General features: G+C 60.9%; 22 protein-coding genes. 9 read left to right on the forward strand and 13 right to left on the reverse strand.

Going from position 1 to position 26836, the window contains the following annotated elements; all coding sequences use genetic code 11:
- Positions 1-79 precede the first annotated feature (79 nt).
- The 5 genes from cobG (at position 80) to J7E41_RS23995 (ending at position 5385) form a co-directional block, all read left to right on the forward strand.
- Positions 80-1372, forward strand: a complete 1293-nt coding sequence (gene cobG / locus J7E41_RS23975) for a precorrin-3B synthase (protein ID WP_285229522.1) — start codon at positions 80-82, stop codon at positions 1370-1372.
- Positions 1365-1991: a precorrin-8X methylmutase gene (locus J7E41_RS23980; protein ID WP_214996777.1), complete on the forward strand. Its 627-nt coding sequence runs from the start codon at positions 1365-1367 to the stop codon at positions 1989-1991. The genes cobG and J7E41_RS23980 overlap by 8 nt, the downstream gene beginning before the upstream one ends.
- Positions 1991-2722, forward strand: coding sequence for a precorrin-2 C(20)-methyltransferase (locus J7E41_RS23985; RefSeq protein ID WP_214996778.1), 732 nt, complete (start codon positions 1991-1993; stop codon positions 2720-2722). Before J7E41_RS23980 ends, J7E41_RS23985 begins: the two co-directional genes overlap by 1 nt.
- Entirely contained in the window at positions 2722-4368 is a 1647-nt protein-coding gene (gene cobJ, locus J7E41_RS23990; RefSeq protein ID WP_214996779.1) for a precorrin-3B C(17)-methyltransferase, read from the forward strand. Before J7E41_RS23985 ends, cobJ begins: the two co-directional genes overlap by 1 nt.
- 237 nt (positions 4369-4605) lie before the next feature.
- Positions 4606-5385, forward strand: a complete 780-nt coding sequence (locus J7E41_RS23995; protein ID WP_214996780.1) for a hypothetical protein — start codon at positions 4606-4608, stop codon at positions 5383-5385.
- 3 nt (positions 5386-5388) lie between these two features.
- Here J7E41_RS23995 and J7E41_RS24000 read toward each other — a convergent pair whose 3' ends face one another.
- From J7E41_RS24000 to J7E41_RS24060, 13 genes are all read right to left on the reverse strand, one after another.
- The gene (locus tag J7E41_RS24000; protein ID WP_003217330.1) at positions 5389-5985 is read right to left on the reverse strand and encodes a MarC family protein; all 597 of its coding nucleotides are present in this window, start codon (positions 5983-5985) and stop codon (positions 5389-5391) included.
- 107 nt (positions 5986-6092) lie between these two features.
- Positions 6093-8870, reverse strand: coding sequence for a hybrid sensor histidine kinase/response regulator (locus tag J7E41_RS24005; protein WP_214996781.1), 2778 nt, complete (start codon positions 8868-8870; stop codon positions 6093-6095).
- A gap of 101 nt (positions 8871-8971) precedes the next feature.
- Complete coding sequence (gene purD / locus J7E41_RS24010) at positions 8972-10264, reverse strand: phosphoribosylamine--glycine ligase (protein ID WP_214996782.1); 1293 nt, start codon at positions 10262-10264, stop codon at positions 8972-8974.
- 147 nt (positions 10265-10411) lie between these two features.
- Entirely contained in the window at positions 10412-12019 is a 1608-nt protein-coding gene (gene purH, locus J7E41_RS24015) for a bifunctional phosphoribosylaminoimidazolecarboxamide formyltransferase/IMP cyclohydrolase (protein ID WP_214996783.1), read from the reverse strand.
- An 81-nt stretch (positions 12020-12100) separates the two neighbouring features.
- The gene (fis, locus tag J7E41_RS24020; RefSeq protein WP_003186237.1) at positions 12101-12421 is read right to left on the reverse strand and encodes a DNA-binding transcriptional regulator Fis; all 321 of its coding nucleotides are present in this window, start codon (positions 12419-12421) and stop codon (positions 12101-12103) included.
- Positions 12418-13431 (reverse strand): tRNA dihydrouridine synthase DusB, encoded by a 1014-nt coding sequence (gene dusB, locus J7E41_RS24025; RefSeq protein WP_214996784.1) that lies wholly within the window; start codon positions 13429-13431, stop codon positions 12418-12420. Before dusB ends, fis begins: the two co-directional genes overlap by 4 nt.
- A 185-nt stretch (positions 13432-13616) precedes the next feature.
- Positions 13617-14834 carry a DUF3426 domain-containing protein gene (locus tag J7E41_RS24030; RefSeq protein WP_214996785.1) on the reverse strand — a complete coding sequence of 406 codons (1218 nt, stop codon included), beginning with the start codon at positions 14832-14834 and terminating at the stop codon, positions 13617-13619.
- A 30-nt stretch (positions 14835-14864) separates the two neighbouring features.
- Positions 14865-15743, reverse strand: a complete 879-nt coding sequence (prmA, locus tag J7E41_RS24035) for a 50S ribosomal protein L11 methyltransferase (RefSeq protein WP_214996786.1) — start codon at positions 15741-15743, stop codon at positions 14865-14867.
- Positions 15744-16025: 282 nt separating this feature from the next.
- The gene (gene accC, locus J7E41_RS24040) at positions 16026-17384 is read right to left on the reverse strand and encodes an acetyl-CoA carboxylase biotin carboxylase subunit (protein WP_169357689.1); all 1359 of its coding nucleotides are present in this window, start codon (positions 17382-17384) and stop codon (positions 16026-16028) included.
- Between the two features lie 17 nt (positions 17385-17401).
- Positions 17402-17863, reverse strand: a complete 462-nt coding sequence (gene accB / locus J7E41_RS24045; RefSeq protein ID WP_214996787.1) for an acetyl-CoA carboxylase biotin carboxyl carrier protein — start codon at positions 17861-17863, stop codon at positions 17402-17404.
- 24 nt (positions 17864-17887) lie between these two features.
- Entirely contained in the window at positions 17888-18343 is a 456-nt protein-coding gene (gene aroQ / locus J7E41_RS24050; RefSeq protein ID WP_214996788.1) for a type II 3-dehydroquinate dehydratase, read from the reverse strand.
- 179 nt (positions 18344-18522) lie between these two features.
- Positions 18523-20484, reverse strand: a complete 1962-nt coding sequence (locus J7E41_RS24055) for a methyl-accepting chemotaxis protein (protein ID WP_214996789.1) — start codon at positions 20482-20484, stop codon at positions 18523-18525.
- Between the two features lie 54 nt (positions 20485-20538).
- Positions 20539-22209 carry a response regulator gene (locus tag J7E41_RS24060; protein ID WP_214996790.1) on the reverse strand — a complete coding sequence of 557 codons (1671 nt, stop codon included), beginning with the start codon at positions 22207-22209 and terminating at the stop codon, positions 20539-20541.
- A gap of 298 nt (positions 22210-22507) precedes the next feature.
- Here J7E41_RS24060 and J7E41_RS24065 point away from each other — a divergent pair, with 298 nt between their 5' ends.
- The 4 genes from J7E41_RS24065 (at position 22508) to speA (ending at position 26798) form a co-directional block, all read left to right on the forward strand.
- Entirely contained in the window at positions 22508-23575 is a 1068-nt protein-coding gene (locus J7E41_RS24065; RefSeq protein WP_214996791.1) for a DUF2333 family protein, read from the forward strand.
- Between the two features lie 2 nt (positions 23576-23577).
- Positions 23578-24114, forward strand: a complete 537-nt coding sequence (locus tag J7E41_RS24070; RefSeq protein ID WP_214996792.1) for an NUDIX hydrolase — start codon at positions 23578-23580, stop codon at positions 24112-24114.
- Positions 24115-24299: 185 nt separating this feature from the next.
- On the forward strand, positions 24300-24671 hold the full coding sequence (locus J7E41_RS24075; RefSeq protein ID WP_214996793.1) for a translation initiation factor Sui1: 372 nt from the start codon (positions 24300-24302) through the stop codon (positions 24669-24671).
- A gap of 213 nt (positions 24672-24884) precedes the next feature.
- Positions 24885-26798, forward strand: a complete 1914-nt coding sequence (gene speA, locus J7E41_RS24080) for an arginine decarboxylase (protein WP_214996794.1) — start codon at positions 24885-24887, stop codon at positions 26796-26798.
- The last annotated feature ends 38 nt before the right edge of the window (positions 26799-26836 follow it).

Below are 26836 nucleotides of genomic sequence, written 5' to 3' on the forward strand. Positions count from 1 at the left end.
CTTTTCATGCCGCCGGACAAAGCAGGCATAATACCGCGCCTTTACCTGTGAACCGGTAGCCCCCGTGAAACCACTGCCATTGTCCAATACGTTGCGCCCCTCGGGTTGTCCGGGGTTGCTGCGTATTGTCCAGGCGTTGGATGGCGGAATTTGCCGGATCAAATTGGCGGGCGGATCGATCACTGCCGACCAGGCCAACGCCGTGGCAGAGGCGGCGCAGGCGTACGCAGGCGGGGTGATCGAAGCGACCAATCGCGCCAACCTGCAGATTCGCGGGATCGGCACCGAGCACGATGCCCTCATTGCAATGTTGCTGGCGGCGGGCCTGGGCCCGAGCAGCGCTGGCGGGGACGATGTACGCAACCTGATGCTCAGCCCCAGCGCCGGGATCGACCGCGACATGTTGTTCGATACCCGGCCCCTGGCGAATCAGATCCTCACCACCTTGCAAACCCACCCACGCTTTCATGAGCTGTCGGCCAAGTTCGCCGTGCAACTGGACGGCGGTGAGGCTCTGGCGATGCTCGAACATCACCACGACCTGTGGTTGTCGGCCTTTGAGGTGAATGGCGAGACGCTGCTGGCGTTCGGCCTGGCCGGTTGCCTTGGTCATGACGCTCCGCTGGCCGCCGTGCCGCTGACCCAAGGGCATGCACTGGTGGTGGCCGTGCTGGAGTGGTTTCTTGAACAGGCCCGGCCTGAACAGACACGCATGCGTCATCTGTTGGCTGATACGACGGTGGATCACTTCCTGGGGCAACTGCGTTTGTCATTGCGGCCTGCCACCGGTTTTTCACGCGATGCCAACCCCGCACCGCTGCACCTGGGCAGTTATCCACAGCGCCAGGAAAACCGTGTCTACGTGGGCGTTGTCGCCCCTCTTGGAAGGTTGGACGGCGCCATGCTTCAAGGCGCTGCGCGCTTGGCCAGCGAGTATGGCGACGCCAGCCTGCGATTCACGCCGTGGCAAGGGGTGCTGCTGCCCAATCTGCTGGCCGAGGACGCCGCTGTCGTCACCGAACACCTGGGACAATTGGGCTTTCTGTGTTCGGTGGATCAGCCCCTGGCCCGCCTGATCGCTTGCACCGGCTCTACGGGCTGCGGCAAAGGCCTGGCCGATACCAAGGCCGACGCCTTGCAACTGGCCACGCTGCTGCAAGGCCAGGACGTGCACTTGTCCGGCTGCCCGCGTTCCTGCGCCGCCGCCCACACCGCACCAGCCACCTTGCTGGCAGTAAGCCCCGGTCACTACGACCTCTATTTTCGCGAAGCAGGCCAGCCGGGTTTCGGCCGCCTGCAAGCACGCACTCTTTCTCTTTCAGCGGCGAGCGCCATACTGCGCGCCCGCCCACGGAGCAACACCGATGATTGATTACATCCGCGACGGTCAGGAGATCTATCGCAACTCCTTCGCGATCATTCGCGCAGAAGCCAAGCTGGATCGCATCCCGGCCGACCTGGAAAAACTCGCGGTGCGGGTGATTCACGCCTGCGGCATGGTCGATGCTATCGAGGGCCTGCAGTTTTCCGAAGGCGCGGGCAAGGCCGGGCGTGATGCCCTGGCCGCCGGTGCACCGATCCTGTGTGATGCGCGCATGGTCTCCGAGGGCGTAACCCGTACCCGTCTGCCCGCCAACAATCAGGTGATCTGCACCCTGCGCGATGACAGCGTGCCGGACCTGGCGCGCGAGTTGGGCAACACCCGCTCCGCCGCCGCCCTGGAATTGTGGCGTCCGCACCTGGAAGGCAGCGTGGTGGTGATTGGCAATGCACCCACGGCTTTGTTCTACCTGTTGGAAATGCTCGACGCCGGCGCACCCAAACCGGCGTTGATCCTCGGTTTTCCGGTGGGCTTTGTCGGTGCTGCCGAATCCAAAGCGATGCTGGCCGCTGACAGCCGTGGCGTGCCGTTCGTGATCATGCAAGGTCGCTTGGGCGGCAGCGCCATGGCGGCGGCGGCGGTCAACGCTTTGGCCACGGAGGTCGAATAATGCAGGCTCGCGGACGTTTGATCGGTTTGGGCGTAGGCCCCGGTGATCCGGAACTGATCACCCTCAAGGCCCTGCGCCTGCTGCGTGAATCGCCAGTGGTGGCGTACTTCGTGGCCAAGGGCAAGAAGGGCAACGCCTTCGGCATTATCGAAGATCACTTGGTGGCGGAGCAGACCTTGATGCCGCTGGTTTATCCAGTGACCACCGAAGTCTTGCCGGCGCCGCTGTCCTACGAACAGGTGATCAGCGATTTCTACGACAGCGCCAGCGTTGAGGTGGCCGCGCATCTGGATGCCGGTCGCGACGTGGCGGTGATCTGTGAAGGCGATCCGTTCTTCTACGGTTCCTACATGTATTTGCATGACCGCCTGGCCGAGCGCTACGAGGCTCAGGTGATCCCGGGCGTGTGCTCGATGCTGGGAGGCGCATCGGTGCTGGGTGCGCCGTTGGTGTACCGCAATCAGAGCTTGTCGGTACTCTCCGGCGTGTTGCCTCACGATGAACTCAAGCGGCGCCTGGCGGATGCCGACGCGGCGGTGATCATGAAGCTGGGACGCAACTTTCCCAAGGTGCGTCAGGTACTGGAAGACCTCGGTTTGGCCGAGCGCGCGCTGTATGTGGAGCGCGCGACCATGGCCAATCAGAAAATCGTCCCACTGGATCAGGTTGAGCCCATGTCTTCGCCGTACTTCTCGCTGATCATCGTCCCAGGTGAAAGGTGGCAGGGCTGATGACTGCTCCCGCGATTGTGATTCTGGGCAACGGCAGCCTTGCCACGGCCCGCAGCATCCAGCAGTTGTACCCCGACGCGCTGATCCACGGGCTGGCCGAACGGGTTGAGGGTGCTGACCGGGTGTACAGCGAATTCGGTGCAACCTTGCGCCAGTTGTACCAGCAGGGCACGCCGATCATCGCGCTGTGCGCGGCCGGGATTGTGATCCGCACGCTGGCGCCGCTGTTGCTGGAAAAGGGCGCTGAACCGGCGGTGCTGGCCGTGGCCGAGGATGGCAGCGCCGTGGTGCCGCTGCTCGGCGGCCTGGGCGGGGTGAATGTGCTGGCGCGGGAAATCGCCGCCGTGCTCGGCGTTGCTGCCGCCATCACCACCAGCGGCGAGCTACGTTTTGGCACCTGCCTGCTTAACCCGCCCAAGGGTTATCAGTTGGCGGATCTGGAACTGGGCAAGCGTTTTGTCTCGGACCTGCTGGCCGGTGAAACGGTGCGTATCGAAGGCGCCGCGCCGTGGCTGGACCAGGCCAATCTGCCCGAGGACCAGCAGGCGCGCTTGGCGATTCATGTGGGCAATCGCGAGCGTATACCTGCGCTCAATGAGTTGCTGATTTATCCGAAGAATGTCTGGGTGACTTGCCGGCCGAGCGCGCAATTGGCCCTTCGGGTTCGCGAGGCGTTGCACGACGCCGGGATCGCGGCGCAGTCCCTGGCGTGCCTGTTGGCCAGTGACCAGGACATGGCCAGCCCCGAGCTGCACGAAGCGTCGCTGGAACTGAGCGTGCCGCTACGTTTCGCCGCCTTGTCGCACGCCGCCGAGGCCGACGTCGTCATCACCGTTGCTGACGAACCGGTGGACGTGTCCCTCCTCGGTCGCCCTCGTGGGCGTCTGGCGGTGATTGGCCTGGGCCCGGGCGCAGCTGAGCTGATGGTGCCGGCGGTCAAGGCCGAGCTGGCGCGCTGCACCGACGTGCTGGGTTATGAAACCTACGTACGCATGGCCGGGCCGTTTCGGGCCGATCAGGTCCAGCATTGCACCGACAACCGCGAAGAGATGCAGCGCGCGCGTCACGCGTTTGAACTGGCCGCACAGGGCCGTTCGGTGGTGGTGGTTTCCTCCGGTGACCCGGGTGTGTTCGCCATGGCGGCAGCGGTATTGGAAGCCTTGCACGAGTCCACTGACCCGACTTGGCAGCAGGTTGACCTGGAGATTCTGCCGGGCGTCTCGGCGTCTCTGGCCACGGCTGCCCAGGCAGGTGCGCCGTTGGGTCACGACTTCTGTGTGATGTCGCTCTCGGACAACCTCAAGCCTTGGTCGATTATCGAAAAACGCCTGGACCTGGCGTCCCAGGCCGACCTGGCCCTGGCGTTCTACAACCCGATCTCCCGCTCGCGGCCGTGGCAGTTGGGGCGTGCCCTGGAGATTGTCGCGCAGCACCGTACCGCCGAAACGCCGGTGGTGTTGGGCCGTGACATCGGTCGTCCGGGGCAGACCTTGCGGGTCACCACCCTTGGGCAACTGACGCCGGATCAAGTGGACATGCGCACCATGGTGTTGATCGGTTCGTCCACCACCTGCGTGTTCCCTCGGGCCGGTGGCGGTGAGTGGGTTTACACGCCGCGCTGGTATGGGGAAAAACCGCTGTCCTGAAAAGGTCAATGGCTGTGAAAGAAAGCTCTGAGCCGCGGTGGGTAATTACCTGCAGTGACTTGGGGCTTTTTCTTTTTCTGTTCGGGAAAACGGGAAGGCTTGGATGTGCGCCTTGTGATTGCTGGGCGGGGTTGTTGCGCACGTTCTCCCCAGACATGTTTGTCGTATGGAAAGCCCGCGGGTGTGTGGACTACCGTTGAGGCAATCCCCGTGTGGGGTGTTTGTGGAGAGATACAAATGGAGCGACATAACAGAAGGATTATTAGTGCCAAAAGGAAAAAGTTGATTGCGGCCTATAAGCTGCCGGGGGCGCCAGGTTCGGGGCAATTTGCACCGATGGACAGTGATGATGATTGCAACGCAGCCGTGGTGAATAACGGCGTCATCTCGTTTATGGAGGGCATGTCGGGTCTGAACAGGGAGTACACCCGCAAGAGTTATCTGCTGGCAAGCAGCTATGTCAGCGATGTATTGAAGGTCAGTCGGGGTACCGAAGCCTGGTATGACGAGTTTATCAAGGTCATGATCAGCTTGGGCTGGCTGCCGGTGCGCAGCAGCTTCGAGCGGGTTTCGACCTCTCGCAAGGGGCTGACGGTCCAGCTGGCCGCCCTGAATATCATTGCTGCGACGGTGACCTCGGCATCTTTTTCGGGGCCGCTGCTGACAGCATTACCGAAGTTGGCAGCGGATGCGGTTGAAGCCTTGAAGCAGCAACCTGCTTCTTTCGATTTATTCAAACGTAATAGCAGCGTGCATGACGGCGGGGATTTTGGCCTGGCGTCCTGTACCGAGCGCAACGGCGAAATCATGATGGTGCTGGTGATCTACAGTTCTCACGGCGTCAACAAACAGGTCGGTGTTCCATTTATAGAGTGGGACAGTTCTTCTTTTGAAGCCTTCAGCGGGCAAACGTGCCTGGTGTTGAATACGGCGGTGGTCAACGAAAAGACCGTCCAGCTAATGCGCGAAAGCGCGGGCGACAAAGTGCAACTGGCAATCGCCAAATATCGCATCTGACCCTTACGGCACCAAGTAACCACGCACGCCGGTGAAGATGATTTGCGCTGCCAGTGCGCATACAAACAAGCCCATCAGGCGGCTGACAATCTGCAGGCCCTGGTCGCCGAGGATGCGTTCAATACGGTTGGACAGGTAAAGCACCACGCCGACCGTCAGGCTGGCCAGGGCAATGCTGAGGATGGCGGTGATCTTGTCGTCCCAGTGGGGCTGGCTGACGCCCATCACCAGCAGCGCACCAATGGTGCCGGGGCCGACGGTCAGGGGGATGGTCAGCGGGACGATGGTCACGTCCTGCTGCACGTTGTCGGTCTGTACCGCTGATTTGCCCTGGGCCATGCCCAGCGCCGAGATGAACAGCACGCTGCCGGCACCGATACGAAAGGCGTCCACTGTGATGCCGAACACGCTGAAAATTACTCGGCCAAACAGGTAGAGCAGGACGCTCGACACCAGGGTTGCCAGGGCCACCTTCCATGCCAGGCGTCGTCGCTCCTTGCTGGAGTAGCCGCGGGTCAGGCTGATAAAACAGGAAAGCACGAAGAAGGGGCTATACAGCACCAGCATCTTCAAATAAACGCTGAACAACACATGGAGCATGGTGGGAGCTCACAGCGAAGGAGGGCGGGCGGGAGTTTACCTGTGGTGAAGGCGCTTGTCCTGTGGCGAGCGGGCAAGCCCGCTCGCCACAGTGGTTGGCTCCAGCGTCAGGAGTTGTGCACCTGTGCTGTTTTCTGCTCGCGCTGCGCCACCCAATATTCCACCAACTCCCGCAGTTGCGACAGTTCCACCGGCTTGGCCATGTGCCCGTCCATCCCGGCTTGGCGTGCACGTTCCTTATGTTCCGAAAGAATGTGTGCCGTCAGCGCCACGATCGGCGTGCGGATACGCTGGTTGCTGACTTCCCAGGCCCGTAGTTGCTGAGTCGCGGAGAATCCGTCGAGGATCGGCATCTCGCAATCCATCAGCACCAGGTCGTAACGCTGAGCCTTCATCGCCTGCAAGGCTTCCTCGCCATTGCTGGCGGTATCCGGTTGCAGGTTGAGCTTGCCGAGCATGCCGCGAATTACCTTGGTGGAGATGCTGTTGTCTTCGGCCACCAGGATGCGGAAATCACTGGGCACGGTCACTACAGCAGGTGCGCTGAGGCTCGCCTGGCGTGACGGGGTGACGCCCTTGCTGCGTTGGGTCAGTTCGTCGGCCAAGGTGGTCTTGAGGGTGTAGCCGGCCACCGGTTTGGCGAGGATGCGCTTGATCCCGCAATTGCGCGCAATGATCTTGCTCGGGGCATTGCTGATGCCGGTCAGCATGATCAGCAGAATGTCGTGGTTCAGGCTCGGGTCTTCCTTGATCTTCGCCGCCAGTTGCATGCCGGTCATGCCCGGCATGTTCTGGTCCAGCAGGACCACATCGAAGTAGTCCCGCAGGTGCGCCTTGGTGCGCAGCAGGGCGAGGGCTTCCTTGCCTGAGGGGACGGCACTGACGTTCAGGCCCCAGGCCGTGCATTGCTGCACCAGCACCTTGCGGCAGGTGTCGTTGTCGTCCACCACCAGTACTCGCGCGCCCTTGAGCGGGCCGTCGAGGTCGGAGGTTGGATGTTCCAGGCGTTCCGGGTCCAGTGGCAGCGTCAGCCACAGGGTGCTGCCCTGATGGCTGCCGCTCTTGATGCCGAATTCGCCGTGCATCAACAGGATCAACTGACGGGCGATGACCAGCCCCAGGTGACCGCTCAAACGGGTGGCCGAAAGGAAGTTCTTGCTGTGCAGTTCACTGTGCAGCAAGGCGTCGCGCTCGGAGGCCTCCATCGGCAGGCCACTGTCTTGCACGGCAATGCGCAGGCGAGGCTTGCTGCTGCGCTCATCCAGGGCGACGACGATCAATACTTCGCCTTCGTCGGTCTTGTGCAGTGCATTTTCCAGCAGGCTCAACAACGCCTGGCGTAGGCGTGTCGGATCGCCGCTGATCACGCGTGGCACTTGGGGCTGGATAAAGCTGATCAGCTCGACGTTCTGTTGTTCGGCCTTGGCGCGGAAAATACTCAGGCAGTCTTCGATCAGCGCATTGAGGTCGAACTGCACGTCGTCCAGCTCGATCTGCCCGGATTCGAGCTTGGAGATGTCGAGAATCTCGTTGATCAGCGTGAGCAGTTCGTTACCGGCGCTGTGGATGGTCTGCACATAGTCGCGCTGCTTGACCGACAGCGGCGTGCCCAGCAGCAGCTCGGTCATGCCCAGCACGCCATTCATGGGCGTACGGATTTCATGACTGATCTTCGCCAGGAACTCTGCCTTCGCGGCGATCTCGGCGTTGCTTGCCGCGAGGTCGCGGCTGAGGCTGAAGCGGTCTTCGGTGATGCTGCGTTGGCGTTCGGCCAGGGCCAGGCTCATCAACAGGCCGCTGATGCAGATAAAACCCAACAGGGTGACGATCAAGCCCTGGGGCGCTACCAGCGTCAGGCCCAACAGCGCTGGCAGGATGATCAGTGTGCCGATGTTGAACACCACCATGGCCAGCATGAACAGCCGTGCCGGCCGGTAACCTTTTTGCCAGTGATAGGCCGAGACGAACAGCATGCTCAGGCCGGCCAGGGCCACCAATGCGTAGGTGATGATATTCAACGGCAGGGTATTGACGAACAACAGCAGCAAGCCGCACAGGATGATCAGCAGGATGTCCGCCATCAGCAGCTTGTTCAGTGGGTGCGGGCCAAGGGGCGCGAAGAAGCGGTAGGCGAACATCAACCCGCAAGGCGCCGTCAGCAGCAAGGCAAGGTAGGCGCCCGGCGTCTGGGCGGCATGCCAGTCTGGCAGCCAGGGGCCCAGAATGTTAAGCAACAGCAGCAGGCTCATCAATAACAACATCTCGCAGGCGGCCAGCCACAGGCTGCTGCGGGAGCGATGGTAGGCATAGCGGGTCAGGTTATGCAGGATCAGCATCACCAGGCAGCCGAACAGCAGCCCATAGACCAGCGTCTGGCTCTGATTGGCGGCGGCGAGCACTGCCGGCTCGAGGGTGATATACGGCCGCAGTTCGTGTTCCGACACCAGGCGCAGGTAGACGTCCAGTGGCTTCTGGATTTGCGGCATTGGCAGCATGAAGTCGCTGCTGGGCAGCGGGCGTTCTGACTGGGGTTGGCGGGTGCCTGTGCTTTGCTGCTCCACCAGGGTGTCGCCGTCCAGTACATACAGGTTCAGGTGTGACAGGTCGGGGGCGAACACCCGCAGCACTTGCTCGTGCTTGCCGGGTTGCAGCTTGAAGCGTACCCACAACGCACCGTCCGGTTCGGCAGCGGTGATCCGGTCCAGTTCGATGGGGCTGAATTGATTGGTGTAGCGAGGGGAGCGTATATCGCTCAGTTGCAGATCGGCCTGTTCGTCAAGCAATACCGCCCAACCACTGCCTTGTGCGGCGGCCTGGGCCGGAAACAGGCAGAGCAGAGTCAGCAGGCTGACAGTGAAACCTATGGCGATCCTGAGCCAGCGCACGGCGAAATCCCTTCGTAGATTAATGCACGGGGTAACTATGCGCGGGGCCGCAATAGTACGGCAAGGGCCAAGGGCCCCTGCCTAACCGAACGGATAGCTGTTTACTGATCTTCGCCACGCTCGCGGGCAATGGCGCGGTAGCCAATGTCCTTGCGATAGAAGCAGCCCTGCCAGTCGATTTTCGTGGCCAGCTTGTAAGCTTGTTGCTGGGCGGCATCAACACTGGCACCCATCGCCGTGGCGCACAACACACGACCACCGGCGGTGACGACCTTGCCATCCTGGAGCGCGGTGCCCGCGTGGAACACCTTGCCTTCCAGCGTAGCAGCCGCATCCAGACCTTCAATCACGTCGCCCTTGGCGTAGTCGGCAGGGTAGCCACCAGCTGCCAGTACGATACCGACGCTTGGGCGCGGATCCCATTGCGCTTCGACCTTGTCCAGGGCCTGGGCCAGGGCAGCTTCCACCAGCAGCACCAGGCTTGATTGCAGACGCAGCATCACCGGTTGGGTTTCCGGGTCGCCGAAGCGGCAGTTGAACTCGATGACTTTCGGATTACCGGCCTTGTCGATCATCAAGCCGGCGTACAGGAAGCCGGTGTAGATATTGCCTTCGTCGGCCATGCCACGCACGGTCGGCCAGATCACCAGGTCCATCACACGCTTGTGCACCTCGGCGGTGACCACCGGGGCAGGGGAGTAGGCACCCATGCCGCCGGTGTTCGGGCCGGTGTCGCCGTCGCCGACGCGTTTGTGGTCCTGGCTGGTGGCCATCGGCAAGACGTTTTTGCCATCGACCATCACGATAAAGCTGGCTTCTTCGCCGTCGAGGAACTCCTCGATCACCACGCGCGAACCGGCGTCACCAAAAGCATTGCCGGCGAGCATGTCGCGTACGGCGTCTTCGGCTTCACTCAGCGTCATGGCGACGATCACGCCTTTACCGGCCGCCAGGCCGTCGGCCTTGATCACGATCGGGGCGCCTTTTTCACGCAGATAAGCCAGGGCAGGCTCGATCTCGGTGAAGTTCTGGTAGTCGGCCGTTGGAATCTTGTGGCGCGCCAGGAAATCCTTGGTGAAGGCTTTCGAACCTTCCAACTGAGCTGCGCCGGCGGTAGGGCCGAAACAATCCAGGCCACGGCTGCGGAACAGGTCCACAACGCCGGCAACCAGTGGAACTTCCGGACCGACGATGGTCAGGGAAACGTTCTTCTCGGCGAAGTCGGCGAGTTGCTCAAGGGCCAGTACGTCGATGGCGACGTTTTCGCACTTGGCTTCAATGGCGGTGCCCGCATTGCCTGGGGCGACGAAAACTTTCTGGACGCGAGGGTCCTGGGCGACTTTCCAGGCCAGGGCGTGTTCACGGCCACCGCTGCCAATGATCAAAACATTCATTTCAAAAACCTCAAATTCTGTAAGGCACCGCTAGAGTGCTTTATGTGGGAGCGGGCTTGCTCGCGAAAGCGGTGTGTCAGTCGCAGGATATGTAGCTGATACACCGCATTCGCGAGCAAGCCCGCTCCCACATTTTGATCAAGTCAATCAGTGACGGAAGTGGCGCATGCCGGTGAAGACCATCGCGATGCCGGCTTCATCAGCGGCCGCTATCACTTCTGCATCACGCATTGAACCACCCGGCTGTATCACGGCGGTCACACCGGCTTTCGCGGCGTTATCCAAGCCATCACGGAATGGGAAGAATGCATCGGAAGCCATCACCGAACCCACTACCTGCAAACCGGCATGTTCAGCCTTGATCGCGGCAATGCGGGCCGAGTTCACGCGGCTCATCTGGCCAGCGCCGACGCCGATGGTCTGGCGGTTCTTGGCGTAGACGATGGCGTTGGATTTAACGTACTTGGCGACTTTCCAGGCGAAGATCAGGTCGTTGATTTCCTGTTCGGTCGGGGCGCGCTTGGTCACCACTTTCAGGTCGGCGCTGCCGATCATGCCGATGTCACGGCTCTGGACCAGCAAGCCGCCATTGACGCGCTTGTAGTCCCAGGCAGCAGCACGGTCAGTTGACCACTCGCCGCAGGCCAGCAGGCGCACGTTAGCTTTGGCGGCCACGATGGCACGGGCCTCTTCGCTGACGCTTGGCGCAATGATCACTTCAACGAATTGACGCTCAACAATGGCCTTGGCCGTTTCGGCGTCGAGTTCACGGTTGAAGGCGATGATGCCGCCGAAAGCCGATTCGGTGTCGGTGGCGTAGGCCAATTCGTACGCCTGGCGGATACCGCCTTCAGCGTCCGGGCTCACCGCCACACCACACGGGTTGGCGTGCTTGACGATCACGCAGGCCGGCTTGACGAAGCTCTTCACACATTCCAGCGCGGCGTCGGTGTCGGCCACGTTGTTGTAGGACAGCTCTTTGCCTTGCAGCTGGGTCGCGGTGGCGATGCCGACTTCGGCAGGCTTGGCTTCCACGTAGAACGCCGCGCTCTGGTGCGGGTTCTCGCCGTAGCGCATTTCCTGGGCCTTGATGAACTGGCTGTTGAAGGTGCGCGGGAACTGGCTGCGACCTTCTGTGCTCAGGGTTTCAGCGGCCTGGTTCACGGTGCCCATGTAGTTGGCGATCATGCCGTCGTAGGCGGCGGTGTGTTCGAAGGCCTTGAGCATGAGGTCGAAGCGCTGGGCGTAGGTCAGGCCACCGGCTTTCAGGCTTTCCAGGACTTGGGCGTAATCGCCGGCGTTAACCACGATGGCAACGTCTTTGTGGTTCTTGGCGGCCGAGCGGACCATGGTCGGGCCGCCGATATCGATGTTTTCGATAGCGGTCGGCAGGTCGCAGCCAGGCTTGGAGATCGTTGCTTCGAACGGGTAGAGGTTAACGGCCACCAGGTCGATCGGCTTGATGCCGTGCTCGGTCATGATGGCGTCGTCGATACCGCGACGACCGAGAATCCCACCGTGGATTTTCGGGTGCAGGGTCTTGACCCGGCCGTCCATCATTTCTGCGAAACCGGTGTAGTCCGCGACTTCTACTGCGGCCACGCCGTTGTCCTGCAGCAGTTTGAAGGTCCCGCCGGTGGAGAGAATCTCCACGCCCAGGGCTTCCAGCTCCCGGGCAAATTCGAGGATCCCGGTCTTGTCGGAGACACTGATCAAGGCACGGCGGATCGGCAGGCGGGTAGTCTGGTCGGTCATCTCAATTTCCATCAAAAGCAAAGGAGTCAGCAAAAAAGGCGACCGGTTTTACGCGGGCGCCTTTCTGGTTTGATTGAATGCTTACAGCAAATCGTACTGCTTGAGCTTTTTACGCAAGGTGCCCCGGTTGAGGCCCAGCAGCTCACTGGCTTTGGTCTGGTTGCCCTTGACGTAGTTCATCACGCTTTCGAGCAAGGGCGCCTCGACTTCGGAGAGCACCAGGTTGTACACGTCCGTGACGGCAGCGCCCTCAAGGTGGGCGAAATAATTGTGCAGCGCCTTCTCGACACTCCCGCGAAGGGTCTGGCCTTCTTCGCTCGGCGTGTTGAGGTGCTGTTTCAAATTGACGTTGTCGCTCACGGGTGTTGTTCCACTCACTAAAGTCTCGGTCATCATCGTCATGCGGCCACCCCTTCTCCGTCCCCTGCTCTCAGGCTCTTGTCTCGTTCGGCGAAGAACTCACGAACGGCGGTGACCTGTGCTTGCGTTTCATCCAAACGATTGAACCGGGCGCGAAACTCCTTGGCCCCCGGCAGGGTTGCGAGATACCAACCCACATGCTTGCGAGCAATGCGTACGCCCATCACGTCTCCGTAGAAGATGTGCAGCGCGGCCAGATGCTCTAGCAGAATACGTTCCACCTCGATCAGCGCCGGTGCCGGCAAGGTTTCGCCGGTACGCAGAAAATGTTCGATTTCACGAAAAATCCATGGCCGCCCCTGGGCGGCCCGGCCAATCAACAGGCCATCGGCACCGGTCGCGTGCAGCACGCGCCGGGCTTTCTCGGCCGAGTCGATATCGCCATTGGCAAAGACCGGAATCGACACCGCCTGCTTGATCGCGGCAATGGTGTCGTACTCGGCTTCACCGGTATAAAGGTCGGCGCGGGTGCGGCCATGCACTGCCAGCGCTGTGATGCCCGCCTGTTCGGCGATCTTCGCCACCGTCAGGCCATTCTTGTTCTCCCGGTCCCAGCCGGTGCGAATCTTCAGGGTGACCGGCACATCCACTGCAGCGACAACGGCATGCAGTATCTCGCTCACCAGCGCTTCATCCTTGAGCAAAGCAGAACCGGCAGCCTTGTTGCAGACTTTTTTTGCCGGACAGCCCATGTTGATATCAATTATCTGCGCCCCCAACTCGACGTTGGCCCGGGCCGCATCCGCCAGCATCTGCGCATCACCGCCGGCGATCTGTACCGAGCGGGGCTCGGGATCACCTTCGTGGATCATGCGCATCCGCGATTTGCGGGTGTTCCACAAGCTCATGTCGCTGGTGACCATTTCCGAGACTACAAGGCCCGCTCCCAATCGTTTGCAAAGCTGACGAAAGGGCTGGTCGGTGACGCCCGCCATGGGGGCGAGAATCAAGCCGTTGTGCAATGTGTATGGGCCGATGCGTACCGCCGACATAGGACTTCCCTGTTGTGGGGCCGGATCATTAGAGTTCGAAAAAGGGTTGGCATGATACCCGCTCTCGATGACTGGATAAAGGCTGAATTGGATAAAATCTGAACAGTTACTTTCTTATCGCCGCCAGTTTGGTCGCAGACGGCGCAGTCAATAATCCGCCGTCAAACCTCAGCGCCGGAACCGATTCACTCGGGGGAGTGGAAACTCAGGCTGTAATTCACGGCCTTGTTGCCCGGGTCGAGGATGTCCAGGGCGATGTGAATGGGTGTCTGGGACGGCATCTCGGTCTGGCCTGCCAGTTCGCCGTTGAGGTACTCGGCGGGCTTGAATCGCCGGCTGGCGATCAGGTTTCCGTTGAGGTCGGCGAAGCGCAGTTCCAGCAGTGGGAAGGGCTGGGAAAAGGTCGCGCGGTTATAGATGATCGCATCCACCACCAGCGCGCCGGCGAACTCCGGGTGGCTACGCACCACCAGGTTGCTGCTCTTGATGTGGGCGATGTCGACCCTTGACGGCACAGTGCAGCCTACTTTCGGGCACAGTTCCTGGAACCAGGGGCGGTAGGCGTCCTGGCGTGCCAGGTCATCGAATTGATAGGCAATGTACTGGCCCGCCAGACCTGCGGCGGCCAGGAGCACCAACAAGCCCCAGAACAGCCGGCCACCCCAGCCCGAAGGGCGTTTCTGGGCGTAGAGATGCAGCGGGTCGTCTTCCAGGTCCTGGAGCATCTCGTCGTGGGCGCTGGCATCGCGGCTCGAGCGTTTGCGGCGTGGCTGCACACGTTCTGGCTGTTCGAGTTCCGGTTCGGTACTGACGGGCGTTACCGGAGGGTCGCGGTCCTCGTCGGTATGTTCGGTGTGAAGTACAGGTTCGTCTGGCTCTTCGACGGTACTGAGCGATATCAAGGGCTCGGTGCGCTTGGCTTTGTTCGCGGGTTCAGGCTCGAGACCTGCCGTTTGCGTGGCCTGAGCCCGTTCGTCGGGTGTGTCGCTGAACAGACTGGTGGCCCATTGTTCTTCTTCGGCCTTGGCCGAGTCACGGGTTGCGCTGAGGGCGTCTTCCTTTTGCCGGCGATCGGTGCCTGGCGGCTGGGTGTGTTGAATCTCCCGACGTTCAAGCTTGGCCAGCTCTTCATCGAGGTCCAGGTTATCCAGGTCCAGCTCTTCGGCGCTCCATTGCTTTTGGCTGATGGCGCGCGGTGACTCAGGTGTTGGTTCTGCGGCTACCGGCGCTTGCGGTGCGGGCGCTGTGGGGCTGGCGTGTTGTTCCAGCAACTGGCGGGCAGCATTGAACGTTTGCAGGCACGCGCCGCAGCGAACCACGCCGCGGGCCACGCTCAATTGAGCGTGGTTGACGCGAAAGCTCGCTTGGCAATGCGGGCACTGGGTGACGAAACTGTCGGTCATGCGGCCATCCGATTCATGCAGGCGCTCATTCTAGCGCCGACGACCGCTGATGCGTACCCAGCCATCACGGTTGGCGATCGGGTCCAGCTCGAAATCCTTGGCGTAGGCGGCGGCCACGTCTTCGCCTTGCTCGGCGAGGATCCCTGACAACGCCAGGCGACCACCCGGTTTGACCAGGCTGGACAGTTGCGGCGCCAGCGAGACCAGCGGCCCGGCGAGGATGTTGGCGACCAGCACGTCGGCCTGCACTTGAGGCAGTTGCTCCGGCAGGTACAGCGGGAATTTGTCTTCCGGGATGTTGTTGCGCCCGGCGTTATCGCGGGAAGCTTCCAGGGCTTGCACGTCGATATCGGTACCGACGGCTTCCTTGGCGCCCAGCAGCAGGGCGGCGATGGCCAGAATCCCCGAGCCGCAACCGAAGTCCAGTACGTTGCAATTTTGCAGGTCCTGGCCGTCGAGCCATTCCAGGCACAGGGCGGTGGTCGGGTGAGTGCCGGTGCCGAAGGCCAGGCCCGGGTCCAGCAACAGGTTTACCGCGTCAGGCTCCGGAGCAGCGTGCCAGCTTGGCACGATCCACAGGCGCTGGCCGAAACGCATGGGCTGGAAGTTGTCCATCCAGCTGCGTTCCCAGTCCTGGTCTTCGATGATTTCGCTGTGATGCTCGGGCAGCGGGCTGTCGGTGAGCAGCTCCATGTGGGCCAGAACGCTGGCGGCATCGGTGCCGTCTTCGAACAGGGCCAGCAGATGGGTGTGGGACCACAGCGGGGTGGTGTTCAGTTCCGGCTCGAAGATCGGCTGGTCTTCGGCGTCCATGAAGGTCACCGACACGGCGCCCACTTCAAGGAACGCGTCTTCGTAGGTTTCGGCTTGTTCTGGGCTGATGGCGAGACGGACTTGCAGCCAAGGCATGGCGGGCACCTTTGAAAATATGAGTGTGCAGCCGGGTGAGGCTGTGAAAGCGCGCAAGTTTACGCGAGCGAGGGGCAGAAGACGACTGTACTGCGGGTGTACACAAAACAAAATGTGGGAGCGGGCTTGCTCGCGAATGCGGTGCGTCAGTAAAGGATGTGTTGACTGGCACACCGCATTCGCGAGCAAGCCCGCTCCCACAGGGGGGATGCATCCATCCAGGAAAGTCGGGTGGGCAGAAACAACAAAGCCGCCCGAAGGCGGCTTTGTTGGGTGGAGCACTTACTGATTGGCCAGCTTGTGTTCCAGGTAGTGAATATTCACACCACCTTCGCAGAAACCTTCATCGCGAACCAGATCCCGATGCAACGGGATGTTGGTCTTGATGCCGTCTACCACGATTTCGTCCAAGGCATTGCGCATGCGTGCCATGGCTTCATCGCGAGTCGAGCCCCAGGTGATCAGCTTGCCGATCAGGGAGTCGTAGTTCGACGGAACCTTGTAGCCGCTGTACAGGTGCGAATCGACGCGAACGCCGTTGCCACCTGGTGCATGGAAATGCTTGACCATGCCAGGGCTTGGGATAAAGGTTTTCGGGTCTTCGGCGTTGATCCGGCACTCAAGCGAGTGGCCGTGGATCTTCACGTCATCCTGGGTAAACGACAGCGTATTGCCAGCGGCGATGCTCAGCATCTCCTTGACGATGTCGATGCCGGTGACCATTTCCGATACTGGGTGCTCTACCTGCACACGAGTGTTCATCTCGATGAAGTAGAAGCGGCCGTTTTCGTACAGGAACTCAAAAGTACCCGCGCCACGGTAATTGATATCGATGCACGCCTTGACGCAGCGCGCCAACACTTCTGCACGGGCGGTTTCATCCAGGCCCGGTGCCGGTGCTTCTTCCAGTACCTTCTGGTGACGGCGTTGCAGCGAGCAGTCACGGTCGCCCAGGTGAATGGCGTGACCCTGGCCATCGGAAAGCACCTGAACTTCCACGTGACGTGGGTTGGTCAGGTATTTCTCGAGGTAGACCATCGGGTTGCTGAACCAGGCGCCCGCTTCTTCACGAGTCTGCTTGGCTGCTTCGATCAGGTCTTCTTCTTTATGCACAACACGCATGCCACGACCACCGCCGCCGCCTGCGGCCTTGATGATCACCGGGTAACCGACTTCGCGACCAATGCGCAGAGCGGTTTCCGGGTCTTCAGGCAGTGGGCCATCGGAGCCTGGAACGGTTGGCACGCCGGCAGCGATCATGGCGTGCTTGGCCGATACCTTGTCGCCCATCAGGCGAATGGTGTCGGCTTTCGGGCCGATGAAGGCAAAACCGGATTTTTCCACCTGTTCGGCGAAGTCGGCGTTTTCCGCGAGGAACCCGTAGCCTGGGTGAATGGCGGTAGCGCCGGTCACTTCAGCCGCCGCGATGATCGCCGGGATGTGCAGGTAAGACAGGTTGGCAGGGGCCGGGCCGATGCAAACTGTCTCGTCCGCCAGACCCAGGTGCATCAGCTCTTTGTCGGCAGTCGAGTACACCGCGACGGTCTTGATGCCCATTTCCTTGCAGGCGCGTAGGATCCGCAGGGCGATTTCGCCGCGGTTGGCGATCAGGACTTTTTCCAGCTTCGCAGGTTTCAACATCGTTGGCTCTCCGCGGTTCAAACGATGGTGAACAGCGGTTGGTCGAATTCAACCGGCTGACCGTTTTCTACCAGGATGGATTCGATCACACCGGCCTTTTCAGCCTGGATGTGGTTCATCATCTTCATCGCTTCAACGATGCAGATGGTGTCGCCCACTTTGACGGTCTGGCCGATTTCAACAAAGGCTGGCGAGGTCGGTGCCGGGGTGCGGTAGAAAGTACCGACCATAGGCGACTTGACCACGAAACCATTCAGTTTCGGCGCAGCTGGAGCTTCAGCAACGGTGGCAACCGGAGCGGCCGCTACAGGTGCTGCAACAGGAGCCGGGGCTTGCATTTGTGGTGCATAGAACTGCTGGGCCGGGGTCTTGCTGTGGCGGCTGATCCGTACGGATTCTTCGCCTTCCTTGATCTCCAGCTCGTCGATACCGGATTCTTCCAGCAGTTCGATCAATTTCTTAACTTTACGGATATCCATGAATCATCAACTCCCAAGGGTCGGTCAGGGGCGTTTAGCCTGTTCTTCAACGTGTTCCAGGGCGGCCTCCAGGGCCAGTCGGTAACCGCTGGCGCCAAGGCCGCAGATCACTCCTACCGCTACGTCGGAGAAGTAAGAGTGATGGCGGAAAGCTTCGCGTTTGTGCACGTTCGATAAGTGCACTTCGATGAATGGGATGCTCACCGCCAGCAGCGCGTCACGTAATGCAACGCTTGTATGCGTAAAAGCGGCGGGATTGATCAGGATAAAGTCCACACCTTCGCCGCGCGCGGCATGGATGCGATCAATCAATTCGTACTCGGCATTGCTTTGCAGGTAGAGCAAATGGTGGCCGGCATCACGGGCCCGTCGTTCCAGATCAAGGTTGATCTGCTCGAGGGTAACTGCACCGTAAACGCCCGGTTCGCGGGTGCCAAGCAGGTTCAGGTTGGGTCCGTGCAGAACCAGTAAGGTCGCCATCGGCTGTTCCTAGTTATTAGTGTGGGTACGGTAGAACCCGGCGACTATGCCGCAAAGACTTTGTGACTGTCCAGTTCTATGCAGTAGGCGGCACGATTAGCGAGGATTGCGCAAAATATGTGACCGGGTGGCTGTATTTGGTCATGGGTAATACGGTCTTGAATCCGGCGGCGATCGAGTCAGACACGAAAGGCCTGCACGGCCGTATTGAGTTGCCCACCGAGCACCAGCAGGTGCTCTCCCTGGCTACGCCCCTGACCAATTCGCAGCAAGTTATCCTCACCCAATTGGTGAATCCGCTCACTGTTATCGCGGATTTCACTGACAGCGCCACTCTGCTGGGCGGTGACATCGGCAATACGTACGGCGGTGTCGGCAATGGTCTGGATCGCGCCGACGATTTCATCCAGTGCGCCGTCAGCCGCCTGGGCTTGCTGGGCGGTGGCTTCGGCGTGTTCGACTTGGGCGCGCATGCCTTCCACAGATTGCCTGGCCGCGGTTTGCAAGCTGGCGATCAAGGTCTGGATTTCGGCGGTGGCGCCGGCGGTGCGTTGGGCCAGGGAACGGACTTCATCGGCGACCACGGCAAACCCGCGGCCGGCTTCTCCTGCCCGGGCGGCTTCAATCGCAGCATTGAGAGCCAGCAGGTTGGTCTGGTCGGCAATCGAGCGGATCACCGTCAGTACACCGCCGATGGTGGCCGATTCTTCGGCCAGTTTCTCGATCATCTGCGCATTACCCTGCACTTCGCCTACCAGCGCGTGCAATCCGGTCAGGCTCAGGCCGATCACACGTTGGCCCTGTTCCACCGCCTGCCCGGCACTGCGGCTGGCACCGGCAGCCTGGCTGGCGTCGCCCGCCACTTGCTGAATAGTGGCTTCCAGTTCCCCCAGCGAGTCGCGGATTTGCGCGGTATCGCCGGCCTGCCGCTCGGCGCCATCGTGCAGGCCGCTGCTCAACTCGGCCAAGGTTCGGCTACTGCCGGCCACTTGTTCGGCGTTTTGTCTGATGGTGCCCACCAGCTCTACCAGATAGGTACGCAGGCGATTGAGGGATTCTTCAATATCGTGTAACTCGCGATTGGTCGCGCCCAAGGCGATAGGCTGGCTGAAATCGCCTTCGGCCCAGGTCGACAACGCCGGCGCCAGGTTGGTCAGAACCCGGGCCAGGCGTCGCTGTAACGTGTCGATCAGCAGCGCGATCAGCAGAATCAAGCCGATCATCACCCCCTGTATCACCCGAACTTCGCCCTGGATCTGGCCGTGTTGGGCTCGCACCACCGGTTCCAGGCCGGCGATGGCGTGTTGCACGGCACCGATTTTCAGGTGCGTGGCACTGGCCAGGTCTGCCCGCTGGCGGATTTGTTCGCGGGTGCGCTTGAGCTCGGCCGGGTAGCGGGTCAACAGGCTGTTGAGTTCACGCTTGAGGTCGACGCCGGAGTCCTGGACGACGGTCTTTTCGGTGTTTTCCAGGCCCATCAGCGCCGAGAAGTCATCGGTGTTGGATTCAGTGTTGGCGGTCACGCCCAGCAATGGCAGTTGCTCAAGCAGTTCGGCCTGGCTACGAATATTGGCCACTTCCCGCTCGACATCGTCGGCCAGTTCGCTGCGCCCGCTGCTGACCAGCTTGTCTCGGGCCAGGGACAGTTTGGTCAGGTGCTGGGACGCTGCCAGCAAGGGCGGCAGATAACGTGCCGCGTCAGGCGAATTGACCCCACTGGCGTACAGGCTGAGTTGGTCCAGATTCGCCCCCAACTCCCGTTCGGCTTGCAGCAGCAACGCTTGCGGGTCGCCCGCCAGCTTGCCGGCAGCCAGCAGGTCGGTCTTGCTGAAACTATCGAGGTCGACAAGGCTGGGCCGCAGGTTTTGCGCCAGCTCGGCCGGCAGTTCATCCAGATGCTGCAGCAGGCTTTCCAGGCTCTGGCTGGCGCTGCTCAAGCGCAGGGCGTCGCCGCTGGCCAGGTAGTCGTCGATATTGCGCGCGGCCTGGTTCTGAAAGACCTGCGACAGGCCCAGGTAGCGTTCCATCAACAGGTAAGGTCGTTCCAGCGCCCGTTGCGACCACCAGAGCGTAGCGCCCAGGGCCAGGCAAACGGCGACCAGAAGAAGGGTGTTCAGGTTCGTCAGCAGCTTCAGGCGCATGCGTGGTTTCAACCAACGGCTGTAGGATAAGCGCCTGAAGTTATTGCGTTTTCATTACAGGGTTATGACGGATTCAGTGGATTCCGGTGAAAAGATGGCACTTTGCTTTGATGCGCGCGCCGGCTGTACTCGATTGCGCCCGGCATGCTTGGCCCGGTACAGCGCTTCATCGGCCTGGGCCGCCATCATCAGGCTGTCGCAGCCTTCCGTCAGCTCCACCACGCCGGCACTGAAAGTGCACCACAAGTCCTGGGGCTGGGCGGGGTAGTGAATTTCGGCAAAGCGACTACGGATGTCATCCAGCACTTTGCAGGCGGCGTCGAGGTCGGTGTCGGGCATGACGATGGCGAACTCTTCACCGCCGTAACGGCCGATGTAGTCGGTCTTGCGCAAACGCTGTTTGAGGAACAGCGCCAGGCTCTTGATGACCCGGTCGCCCATGGGGTGGCCGTGGCTGTCGTTGACCCGCTTGAAGTGGTCAATGTCGAGCATGGCAAAGCTCAACGGCTTGCTCTCACGACGGGAGCGGAAGCTGCAGTCTTCGAGCAATTGCAGGATATGGGTGTGGTTGTACAGCCCGGTCAGGCTGTCGCGGACCATCCGTGCCTTGAGGTTGCGCGCGCGCGCCGCCCTGTTGCGTACGGTGGTGATCAGGTGGCGGGGCTTGATCGGCTTGGTCAGGAAGTCGTCGCCGCCTTCGCTCATGGCGTCCAGTTGCTTGTCCAGGTCATCTTCGGCGGACAAGTAGATGATCGGCACGCTGACATAGCGGTCATTGTGGCGAATAACCTTGGCCAGTTCGGTACCGGTACAGGCTGGCATATACATGTCGAGGATGATCAGGTCCGGCTGGAAGTCCGCCAGCTCGGCCATGGCCTGGATCGGTTCGATCAGGGTGCGGGTGACGATCCCGGCACTGTTGAGCAGGCGCTCGGTGTGCAGGGCCTGGGCGCGGGAGTCGTCGATGATCAGCACTTTATAGGGTTCGTACTGGGCGACGCAGGTCAGTACTTCGATTTTTTCCAGCAGGCTCGACGCTTCTAAAGTGCCGGTCAGGAACTCCTGGCCGCCGGCGCGCACGGCGGCCAGGCGGGTTGGGGTATCGGTTTCGTGCAGGCTGAAAAACAGCAATGGCAGCTTTTGTTCCAGGCCTTCCTGGGCTTCGGCCGCCAGCGTCAGGCCCAGCCCCGGGCCGCAGAAGTCCACGTCCATCACAATCGCCGCCGGCAGACGCTCGGCCATGGATGAGCGGAACGCCGCCACGCTGTCCAGGTGCTGAGCGCTCAAGCCAAAGAATTCCAGTTGCTTGGCCAGGCGCTCGGCACGGTCGTGATCAGCCAGCATCACGTAGATCGGCTTGCGCATGGGCGGCAGCAAGGTTTGTTCCAGCTGATCGCCCTGACGCAGGCCGGTGCGCGACAGACGCTGCATCAAGCGGTTGAGGTCGGTGATCAGGTGGCTGCTCAAGCGGCCGCGATTGTCGTCCACGGCTTTCAGGGCGTCGCTGATATGTCGCGCCAGTTGGCTGTGTTCCGGCTGTTCAAAACGTTCGGCAAAACGCAGCAGGCGCAGATTGGCCTCACTGAGTTCGGATAAGTCGGCGTTCGACCACTCGCTGCATTGCAGGCGCTGCCAGATCTCAAGAATTTGACGTGCCTGATGAATTACCCGCTGGGCAAAATGGTGCTTGAGGCGCTCACGGCTGGGGTCTTCTGGCTCGGTCATATCCTGACTACTAGTTAGGGTGCATGCTGAGGTCGACTGGTGGCTCTATGCTAGCACCTCTTTTCCATCGCACGAGTGTCATACGTCAATTAACTGCAAGGTCTCGGTGATTCATTTGCCGACCTGTTGGTCGCGTGGGCGCAAAAAAGCGTGCATCCTTTATAGTCGAGCTATTCCCGTGCGCCAGTTTGATTAAAAGCGCCGTTTACCAGCACGATGGGGTAGGGTTGTGGTCGTAGTTTTTAACGCATGCTGTTAATTCAAGTGCATCAACTCAAGTGATTGAAAGGATATCGCCATGCTGGACTGGAAAAACCGCGCAGACAGTGCAAAGGGCCCGGCACCCGAGCCCAAGTCGGCTCCCCGCAGCTATTTTCGTAACCTGCTGATGAGTCGGGCCTTGCTCTCCCTGATTGCCCTGTACCTGCTAGTGACAGGCGGCCTGGGTTGGTACTGGAGCCAAGAGCCAGCCCTGTTTCCGGTCCAACAGAACGCCCAGCTTGCCGCCGAGAAGGAAGGCAAGCAGATGGTGGTGGGTTACACCACCGTGGAAACCGTCAAGACCGTGGTCGGCACCTTGCTGAACAAGCCTGGCGGCTACATCTCCAACGATCGTTTCCCGCCTGGCCTGTGGATGGACAACATGCCGAGCTGGGAATATGGCGTGTTGGTGCAGGTGCGTGACTTGACCCGCGCCCTGCGCAAAGACTTTGCGCGTTCCCAGTCGCAGTCGGCCGAAGATGCGGACTTGGCCAAGGCCGAGCCGCGTTTCAACTTCGACAACAAGAGCTGGGTGCTGCCGTCCACTGAATCGGAATATCAGGAAGGCATCAATTCCCTGAGCCGCTATGAAGCCCGGTTGTCGGATCCTAACCAGAAAGGCGCGCTGTTCTACGCGCGTGCCGACAACCTGAACAACTGGCTGGGTGATGTGGCGACTCGTCTGGGTTCGTTGTCGCAACGGCTGTCGGCCAGCGTTGGCCGGGTCAAGCTCAATACCGCGCTGAAGACCGAGGCCCTGGCGCCAGGTGAAGTGCCGCAGGTCGATGAAGAAGTGGTGGAAACGCCATGGATGCAGATCGACAACGTGTTCTACGAAGCACGCGGCCAGGCCTGGGCCCTGTCCCATCTGCTGCGTGCCATTGAAGTCGACTTCGCCGATGTGCTGGCCAAGAAGAATGCCACGGTCAGCGTGCGCCAGATCATTCGTGAGCTGGAAGCCTCGCAGGAGCCGGTGTGGAGCCCCATGATCCTCAATGGCAGCGGCTTTGGCGTCCTGGCCAACCACTCGCTGGTCATGGCCAACTACATTTCCCGGGCTAACGCTGCGGTGATCGACTTGCGTCAGCTTCTTAACCAGGGTTGATGATGAACGCCTCCTCCCGGGAGGCCGCGCACCGTGCGGCCTCTGATGCCGAACTGATCGCCTGGGTCGACGAGCAGGACAACCTGCTCGGCGCCTTGGTGCGCTCCGACCTGCGCCAACGAGGCCTGATCGGGCGTGGCACTTACATCATGCTGTTCAATTCGTCGGGTGAACTGTGCGTGCATCGCCGTACGCTGAGCAAAGCCATCTACCCCGGTTACTGGGACGTGGCGGCGGGCGGGATGGTCGCGGCGGGGGAGACTTACGCGCAATCAGCGGCCCGTGAGCTGGAAGAAGAACTGGGTGTCAGCAATGTGGAACTGACTGCCCACGACCACTTCTTTTTTGAAGACACCGGCAACCGGCTGTGGTGTTCGGCGTTCTCGGCGGTGTGGGACGGACCCTTGCGCCTGCAGCCTGAAGAGGTGCTGGAAGCGCGCTTTGTGCCCATCGATGTGGTGCTCAAGGAAATCGAAGAAAAGCCTTATTGCCCCGACTCGTTGGCAGCCCTGAAGCGCTATCTGGCCGCACGTCGCTAAAGTTGCATAAATTGGCGCCATTTGGCTCTTAGCAAGCAGGCTTTTTGTCGTTACACTGCGCGACTTTTCAAGCTGAACCGGCGCGTTGCACCGGTTCAGTAGCGCTGCCCCTGCCTGAGTGGGGCTTCGCGGTCGGTGACCCGGTTGGGCGCTGATCAGTCTTTGTCCTCCCAAGAGGATTGCCGGTGGCCAAAAAAGCCGCATCCTTCGCCGCCCTTGGTGGCCTGGTATTTTCCACCGACGCAGGTCGACATTGCCCGGACTGTCGTCAGCCTGTGGATTTATGCACCTGCAAACAAACCCTGATTCCCGAAGGCGATGGCATTGCCCGCGTACGTCGCGAGAGCAAAGGCCGTGGCGGCAAGACGGTGACGACCATCACCGGCGTGCCCCTGGCTGAAGACGCGCTCAAGGAGCTGGCCACCACGCTGAAAAAGCGCTGTGGCACCGGTGGCGCCCTGAAAGACGGGATCATCGAAATCCAGGGCGACCACGTCGAGTTGCTGTTGGCCGAGCTGATCAAACTCGGTTACAAGGCGAAGAAATCCGGCGGTTAGCAGCTTCTGTGAAAACCACCCTGACGACCCACTCGCTGAACCTGCGCTGTCGTCCCCATGGTTTTCACAGAGCCTGTTCCTGACCGGTGTCTAAACTCTGTCCTGCAAGCGGGGTCTACCCCTCTCACAGGCAAATCGTCATTTTCATTTTTTAGACTGCGCCAGCCCCGAACGGGGGGTGGTGCACTTCGACTTCATTTATAGGGGACTTCGATGTCCGTACGACGCACACGCAAAGACGATGGCAGCCAATGGACAGTTGCGGACAGCCGCAGTGTTTACGGAATTCGCCATTGGGGGGCCGGGTATTTCGCGATCAATGACGCCGGTCGCGTCGAAGTTCGTCCGAACGGCCCGAACAGCACACCCGTCGACCTTTACGAGCAAGTGGACGAGCTGCGCAAAAGCGGCTTGTCCCTGCCACTGCTGGTGCGCTTCCCGGACATTCTGCAAGACCGCGTACGCCAGTTGACCGGCGCCTTCGATTCCAACATCGAGCGCTTGGAATACCAGAGCAAATACACCGCGTTGTACCCGATCAAGGTGAACCAGCAGGAAGCGGTGATCGAGAACATCATTGCCACCCAGGATGTGTCCATTGGCCTGGAAGCCGGCTCCAAGCCAGAGCTGCTGGCCGTGCTGGCATTGGCGCCGAAAGGCGGCACCATCGTCTGCAACGGTTACAAGGACCGCGAGTTCATCCGTCTGGCACTGATGGGCCAGAAACTGGGCCACAACGTCTTTATCGTGATCGAGAAAGAGTCCGAAGTCGGCCTGGTGATCGAAGAAGCCGCCAACCTCAAGGTCAAGCCACAGGTTGGCCTGCGGGTGCGCCTGTCGTCCCTGGCGTCGAGCAAGTGGGCTGACACCGGCGGTGAGAAATCCAAGTTCGGTTTGTCGGCTGCACAACTGTTGTCCGTGGTGGAGCGCTTCCGCGCTGCGGGTCTGGACCAGGGCATCCGCTTGCTGCACTTCCACATGGGCTCGCAGATCGCCAACCTGGCGGACTACCAGCACGGGTTCAAGGAAGCCATTCGTTACTACGGCGAACTGCGCAACCTCGGCCTGCCAGTGGATCACATCGACGTCGGCGGTGGCCTGGGCGTGGACTACGACGGTACTCACTCGCGTAACGCCAGCTCCATCAACTACGACATGGACGATTACGCCGGGGTCGTGGTGGGGATGCTCAAGGAGTTCTGTGACGCCCAAAGCCTGCCGCACCCGCACATTTTCTCCGAGAGCGGCCGTTCCCTGACCGCTCACCACGCCATGCTGGTGGTGCAAGTCACGGATGTCGAGAAACACAACGACGACGTGCCGCAGATCGAAAACAAGGAAGCGCTGCCGGAAACCGTCCAATGGCTGGTGGACCTGCTGGGCCCGACCGATATTGAAATGGTCACTGAAACCTATTGGCGCGCCACCCACTACATGAGCGATGTGGCCACCCAATATGCCGACGGCAAACTGACCCTGGCGGAAAAAGCCCTGGCCGAACAGTGCTATTTCGCCGTGTGCCGTCGCCTGCACAACTCGTTAAAAGCCCGCCAGCGTTCCCACCGTCAGGTGCTGGATGAGCTCAACGACAAGTTGGCCGACAAGTATATCTGCAACTTCTCGGTGTTCCAGAGCCTGCCGGACACCTGGGCCATCGGCCAGGTACTGCCGATTTTGCCGCTGCACCGTCTCGACGAAGAGCCGCTGCGCCGCGCCGTGCTGCAAGACCTGACCTGCGACTCCGACGGCAAGATCAAGCAATACGTCGACGAGCAGAGCATCGAGACCAGCCTGCCGGTACACGCCTTGAACGAAGGCGAGGATTACCTGCTGGGCATCTTCCTGGTGGGCGCCTACCAGGAAATCCTCGGCGACATGCACAACCTGTTCGGTGACACCGACTCGGTGAACATCTATCAGCGCGAAGACGGTTCGGTGTACAGCGCCGGTATCGAGACCCACGACACGATCGAAGACATGCTGCGTTACGTGCACTTGTCGCCGGAAGAGTTGATGACTCACTACCGCGACAAGTGTGCCAGCGCGAAGATCACGGCGGCGGAGCGGACCCAGTTCCTGGATGCGTTGCGGTTGGGGCTGACGCGGTCTTCGTATCTGTCTTCATAAGTACGGTCTGGTGCGGGAGCGGGCAAGCCTGCTCCCGC

The organism is Pseudomonas fluorescens, assembly GCF_018614655.1.
Taxonomy (GTDB): domain Bacteria; phylum Pseudomonadota; class Gammaproteobacteria; order Pseudomonadales; family Pseudomonadaceae; genus Aquipseudomonas; species Aquipseudomonas fluorescens_BX.

Bases quoted from the DNA above. Each gene is read 5' to 3' on its own strand.
- J7E41_RS23980 (WP_214996777.1), top strand. From the start codon at position 1,365: ATGATTGATTACATCCGCGACGGTCAGGAGATCTATCGCAACTCCTTC.
- J7E41_RS23985 (WP_214996778.1), top strand. From the start codon at position 1,991: ATGCAGGCTCGCGGACGTTTGATCGGTTTGGGCGTAGGCCCCGGTGAT.
- cobJ (WP_214996779.1), top strand. From the start codon at position 2,722: ATGACTGCTCCCGCGATTGTGATTCTGGGCAACGGCAGCCTTGCCACG.
- J7E41_RS23995 (WP_214996780.1), top strand. From the start codon at position 4,606: ATGGAGCGACATAACAGAAGGATTATTAGTGCCAAAAGGAAAAAGTTG.
- J7E41_RS24000 (WP_003217330.1), bottom strand. From the start codon at position 5,985: ATGCTCCATGTGTTGTTCAGCGTTTATTTGAAGATGCTGGTGCTGTAT.
- purD (WP_214996782.1), bottom strand. From the start codon at position 10,264: ATGAATGTTTTGATCATTGGCAGCGGTGGCCGTGAACACGCCCTGGCC.
- purH (WP_214996783.1), bottom strand. From the start codon at position 12,019: ATGACCGACCAGACTACCCGCCTGCCGATCCGCCGTGCCTTGATCAGT.
- fis (WP_003186237.1), bottom strand. From the start codon at position 12,421: ATGACGATGATGACCGAGACTTTAGTGAGTGGAACAACACCCGTGAGC.
- dusB (WP_214996784.1), bottom strand. From the start codon at position 13,431: ATGTCGGCGGTACGCATCGGCCCATACACATTGCACAACGGCTTGATT.
- J7E41_RS24030 (WP_214996785.1), bottom strand. From the start codon at position 14,834: ATGACCGACAGTTTCGTCACCCAGTGCCCGCATTGCCAAGCGAGCTTT.
- prmA (WP_214996786.1), bottom strand. From the start codon at position 15,743: ATGCCTTGGCTGCAAGTCCGTCTCGCCATCAGCCCAGAACAAGCCGAA.
- accC (WP_169357689.1), bottom strand. From the start codon at position 17,384: ATGTTGAAACCTGCGAAGCTGGAAAAAGTCCTGATCGCCAACCGCGGC.
- accB (WP_214996787.1), bottom strand. From the start codon at position 17,863: ATGGATATCCGTAAAGTTAAGAAATTGATCGAACTGCTGGAAGAATCC.
- aroQ (WP_214996788.1), bottom strand. From the start codon at position 18,343: ATGGCGACCTTACTGGTTCTGCACGGACCCAACCTGAACCTGCTTGGC.
- J7E41_RS24055 (WP_214996789.1), bottom strand. From the start codon at position 20,484: ATGCGCCTGAAGCTGCTGACGAACCTGAACACCCTTCTTCTGGTCGCC.
- J7E41_RS24060 (WP_214996790.1), bottom strand. From the start codon at position 22,209: ATGACCGAGCCAGAAGACCCCAGCCGTGAGCGCCTCAAGCACCATTTT.
- J7E41_RS24065 (WP_214996791.1), top strand. From the start codon at position 22,508: ATGCTGGACTGGAAAAACCGCGCAGACAGTGCAAAGGGCCCGGCACCC.
- J7E41_RS24070 (WP_214996792.1), top strand. From the start codon at position 23,578: ATGAACGCCTCCTCCCGGGAGGCCGCGCACCGTGCGGCCTCTGATGCC.
- speA (WP_214996794.1), top strand. From the start codon at position 24,885: ATGTCCGTACGACGCACACGCAAAGACGATGGCAGCCAATGGACAGTT.